Below are 4559 nucleotides of genomic sequence, written 5' to 3' on the forward strand. Positions count from 1 at the left end.
CCGGGGGCGGGCGGGTCCGGCAGCGGCCGGAAGCTGCCCGGGTCGGCGAGCTGGCCGATCCGGACGTCCGGCGGGATGCGGAAGTGGAACTGGCACTCGGGGCAGACCTTGCGGTTGCGGTCCAGGCGCTTGCCGTAGACGAACGCTCCGCAGGAGGCGCAGCGGCGCCACTGGACGTCCTGGTCGGCCCGGACCTGCCGGGGTGTGGTCATGCGGCTTTCCTCCTGCGTTCGCCGCCGGGGACCGGCGGGGCCGCCTTCTGCGGTACGGACTCGGTGGCGGCGGCCATGCCGAAGCGGGGCATGTTCCGGTAGACGGTGTGCATCCGGTCCGGCGAGACGACGTACGCCTCGTGGAAGATGCCGACGGCGCCGTCGTTGCGTACGGCCCGGTTGAACCAGGCCCACATGGAGCGGTGCTTGCCGTCGCTGCGGTGCGAGTAGCGCATGAGGTCGTCCATGCTGCGCCAGTACTGCACCATGATCACCGTGCGGTTGAACCAGGCGCGGGAGCCCAGGAAGCCGTGCTCCTTGTTCTTCCGCAGCTCGATCAGCATCGGGATCATCGAGCCGATCACCGGCATCCAGCGGTGCACCATCCAGAACTTGTTCACGCGCAGGCCGATCAGCAGCACCACCGTGCCCTCGGGCGGGGCCGCGATCCGGGGCTCGGTGATGACCTTCAGGTCCATGGGGGTTCCCTCCGGTTGCGGCGAGACGGGAATGGCTGGCGGGTTGGTCAGAAGGGGTACGTGCGGGGCGGGGTGCTGGTGGTGAGGGTGCGCCAGCGGGTGAACGCCTCCAGGGCGGCCTGCCCGCCGAAGCCGTAGCCGTTGCCGGAGGCGCCGATGCCGCCGAACGGCAGGGCGGCGTCCTGCACCACGGTCTGGTCGCCGATGTGGGTGACACCGCAGCGCAACTGCCGGCCGAGGGCCGTGCCGCGGGCGGTGTCGCCGGTGTAGACGGCGGCGGTCAGGCCGTGGTCGGAGGTGTTGGCGAGCCGTACGGCGTCGGCGTCGTCGGTGAAGGCGGTGATGGTGGCGACCGGGCCGAACACCTCCGTGTGGAAGATGTCCATCCGCTCGGTGACGTCGGCGAGCACGGTCGGCGGATAGTACGGTCCGTCCGGCCGGCCCCCGGTGAGCAGGCGGGCCCCTTGCGCCACGGCGTGCTCGACGGCGGCCGCGATGCCGCGCAGCTGGCGGCGGTCGACGATCGGGCCGATCTGGGCGTCGCTGCGGTACGGGTCACCGACCCGCAGGGCGGCGGCGTGCCGGGCCAGCGCCCCGGCGTACTCCTCGGCGATCGAGTGGTGCACCAGGTGGCGGCGGGCGGACATGCAGATCTGGCCCTGGTGCAGGAAGGAACCCCACGACCCGGCGCCCGCCGCCTGTTCGACGTCGGCGTCGTCGAGGACGACGAACGCGTTCTGGCCGCCGAGTTCGAGGACGGCCCGCTTGAGGAGCCGGCCGCAGACCGCCCCGATCTCCCGGCCCGCCTGTGTCGAGCCGGTGAACGACACCATCGCCACATCGGGCGCCCGCACCACCGCGGCACCGGTCTCGGCGTCGCCGTGCACCACCTCCAGCACCCCCGGCGGCAGCCCCGCCTCCGCGAACACCTCGGCGAACAGGCTGCCGCCGGACAGCGGCGTGTGCGGGTCGGGCTTGAGCAGCACCGCGTTGCCGAGGGCCAGCGCCGGGCCGAGGGAGCGGGCGCCGAGCAGCAGCGGGAAGTTCCACGGCACGACCACGCCGACCACGCCGAGCGGGACCCGGGTCACCTCGGCGGCACGGGACGGGTCGTCCGAGCCGGGGTGCGGGGTGCCGGGGTCGCGGGCGAGCCGGGCGCCGTGCCGCAGCTCCTGCGCGGCGAGCAGCACCTCGAAGTACGCCTTGCCGGGGATGGCGCCGCCCTCCCGCACCAGCAGGTCCTGCGCCCGCCGGGTGCGCTCCTCCAGCAGCTCGGCGGCCCGCTCGACGATCGCGGCGCGCCGCTCGGCCGGGACCGCGGCCCAGCCGGGCGCGGCGGCGGCGGCCCGGCGGGCGGCGGAGGCGACCCGGTCGGGCCCGGCCCGCTCGACGCTGCCCAGTTCCTCGCCGGTGGTGATCTCCCGGCTGGCCAGCCGGGCCGGGGTGTCGGTGGGGGCGGTCACCTGCGGACCTCGCTTTCGTACTCTGCCGAACGGGCGGCAGCGGCGGTCGGGGTTGCGCGCCCGGGGAGTCCAGGGCCTGCCCGTCGGGCGGCTGCGGGTCGTGCGGGGTTCTCGCGCGGTTTCCCGTGCCCCTCGCGGGGCGGCGGTGCGGGCTGCCCGCCGGCTGCCATCACCGCGGGTGGTGCCGGGCGCTGCGCAGGGGCGGGTCGTGCGGGGTTCTCGCGCCGTTCCCCGCGCCCCTCGCGGGGCGGCGGGGCCGCGGGTTCGGCGGTCGCCGCCGGGCAGCCGGTGCACCCCCGCGTGGGGTTCTCCGCGGGGGCCGGGGCGTCCAGGGCGCGGCGCAGGCGGCGTAGGCAGCGCGTGCGGATGGGGCCGATGGAGCCGACCGGTACGGCGAGGGCCGCGGAGAGGTCCTGGTAGCTGGGGGGCGGGTCCTGGAGGGCGTGGAGCAGGACGTCCCGGCACTGGGGGGACAGGGTGTCGATCGCGCGCAGGAGTTCGCGGTCGCGGTCGGCACGCAGGGTGATCTGCTCGGGGCTCTCGTGGTGGCCGCGGCGGTGGTCGACCAGGTACTCGAGGGTCTCGGTGTCGCCGATCGTCACCAGCCGCCGGGCGCGGCCGGCCGCCTTGACGGCCTCGCGCCGGGCGACGGTGGCGAGCCAGTCGCCGAGCCGGTCGGGGTCGCGGATGCGGTGCGCGTTCTGCATCAGCCGGAACCAGGTGAGCTGCCGTACGTCCTCGGCCTCGGCCCAGCTGACCCGCTGGCTGCGGGCCACCGTCCAGACGAGGGCGCCGAACCGGTCCACGGTCTCGTCCCAGGCTTCCGGTTCGCCGCGGGCGCAGCCGGCCAGCAGCTCCGCGTTCCCCTTCGGTTTCGACGGCATGGCTCGGCCTCCGTATGCCAACTCCCGCGCTGCGGCGCGCACTCCGGCGGATTGCGTCTTCCATGCAACACACCGCGCGCGGTGGCCGGAAACGTGCACCGCTGTCCGGTAGCGGCCATGCCAGGAGTGGACAGCGGGGCCGGTCATCGGACACCGTCCACGGCCGGGCGCGGCAGGAGTTCCGCCATCGCGGAGCGCAGCCGCACGGGGATCGGTCCGGTGTCGTCCTCGCTGGCGCGGATGGCGATGCCGAGGGCGAAGCGGTCCCAGACCTGGAGCACCTGGATCTGCCAGAGCGGGCGTTCCGGCTCGGGGATCTCGTCGTCGACGACGGCCAGTCCCCCGCCGCGCAGCCGGTGCACGGAGAACGCGTCGAAGCCGCGTGCCATGCCCATGCCGGTGGCCTTGGTGTAGGCCTCCTTGGCGACCCAGGAGTCCGCGAAGGCGTGCCCCTGCTGGTCCTCCCGGTCGCGGCGCAGGATCTCCTGCTCCAGCGGGGTGAACACCTTGGGGGCGAAGCGGAGGGCCTCCGGACGGGCGGGTGTCGTCTCGGCGTCGACGCCCGCCGTACGGCCGCGTACGACGATCGCGGCGATCAGCCCGTTGGTGTGGGTGAGGTTGAAGTCCAGCCCCCAGTCGGAGCCCTGGACGGTGGGCCGGCCGAACTTCCCCTTCTCGAACCGCCACTGCGCGGGTGCCACGTCGGCGTACTGCGACAGCACCTGCCGGGAGAGCAGCCGGGCGCCGAGGAAGCGGGCGCGGGCGGCGGGGAAGAGCAGCCGGTCGTGGCGGGCCCGCTCCTCCTCGGTGAGCAGGTCGAGTCCGCCGGTCGCCGCGGCGAACCGGGGGACGTCCTCCTCCGCGAGCAGCCACACGTCGGCCCCGCCGGCCAGCGGGTCGCCGTCGGCGGTGGGGTGCGGCGGGCCGGCGGACGGCGCGGTCGCGGACATCGGCGGTCACCACCCGACCCGGTACGGCCGGAAGGAGAACAGCCGCCCCTCGCGGTGCGCCTCGGCCAGCACGCCGGCGACGGTGTCGATGTCGTCGGGGCCGGTGACCCGGCGGGTGGGGTGGAAGCGGCGCAGCAGCCGTTCGAGGCAGAGCAGCAGCACGGCGGGCGAGCGCAGGGCGGGGGTGAGGCTGTCCCGGCCGTGCAGGTGGAGGTGGACACAGGCGGCCGCTGCGGAGACGGCGCTGTACTGCTTGGCCAGGTCGTACAGTTCCGCGGACTGCCCGGCCGCCCGGCCCTGGTCGGCGAAGAGCTTGGCGTGTTCGTCGGCCAGCCGGTGCACCTCGTCGGCGAGCTGCCCGGCGGTGTCGGCGCAGCCCGCGAGCCAGGCGGCGTCGCGTCCGCCTGCGGTCTCGGCGGCCCGGCGCAGCTCGCCGACGGCCGAGCGCAGCGCGAGCACCGAGTCGTCGCCGGCCCGGCTGAACAGCTGCTGCGCGGCGGGCTCGTACGGCGGCATGGGCCGCGCCGGGTCGAAGAGGTCCGCGACGGCCGCCCGCGCGCGGGCCACCTCG

At 75.3% G+C, this 4559-nt stretch carries 4 protein-coding genes and 2 pseudogenes; all 6 read right to left on the bottom strand.

Annotation, left to right across the window (positions count from 1 at the left end):
- Nucleotides 1-212: pseudogene (locus tag CCN42_RS36605) on the bottom strand (acetyl-CoA carboxylase carboxyl transferase subunit beta); the annotation flags it as partial.
- Entirely contained in the window at nt 209-691 is a 483-nt protein-coding gene (locus tag CCN42_RS36610; protein WP_086172088.1) for a DUF4188 domain-containing protein, read from the bottom strand. The gene CCN42_RS36610 and the pseudogene CCN42_RS36605, both read right to left, overlap by 4 nt.
- A 47-nt stretch (nt 692-738) precedes the next feature.
- Nucleotides 739-2154, bottom strand: coding sequence for an aldehyde dehydrogenase family protein (locus CCN42_RS36615; RefSeq protein ID WP_245877633.1), 1416 nt, complete (start codon nt 2152-2154; stop codon nt 739-741).
- On the bottom strand, nt 2151-3038 hold the full coding sequence (locus CCN42_RS36620) for an RNA polymerase sigma factor (protein WP_158102186.1): 888 nt from the start codon (nt 3036-3038) through the stop codon (nt 2151-2153). The genes CCN42_RS36615 and CCN42_RS36620 overlap by 4 nt, the downstream gene beginning before the upstream one ends.
- Before the next feature lie 143 nt (nt 3039-3181).
- Nucleotides 3182-3988 carry a 4'-phosphopantetheinyl transferase family protein gene (locus CCN42_RS36625; RefSeq protein WP_086741631.1) on the bottom strand — a complete coding sequence of 269 codons (807 nt, stop codon included), beginning with the start codon at nt 3986-3988 and terminating at the stop codon, nt 3182-3184.
- Between the two features lie 6 nt (nt 3989-3994).
- A pseudogene (locus CCN42_RS42985) lies at nt 3995-4559 on the bottom strand (acyl-CoA dehydrogenase); the annotation flags it as partial.

The sequence above is a fragment of the Streptomyces glaucescens genome (assembly GCF_002154375.1).
Taxonomy (GTDB): domain Bacteria; phylum Actinomycetota; class Actinomycetes; order Streptomycetales; family Streptomycetaceae; genus Streptomyces; species Streptomyces glaucescens.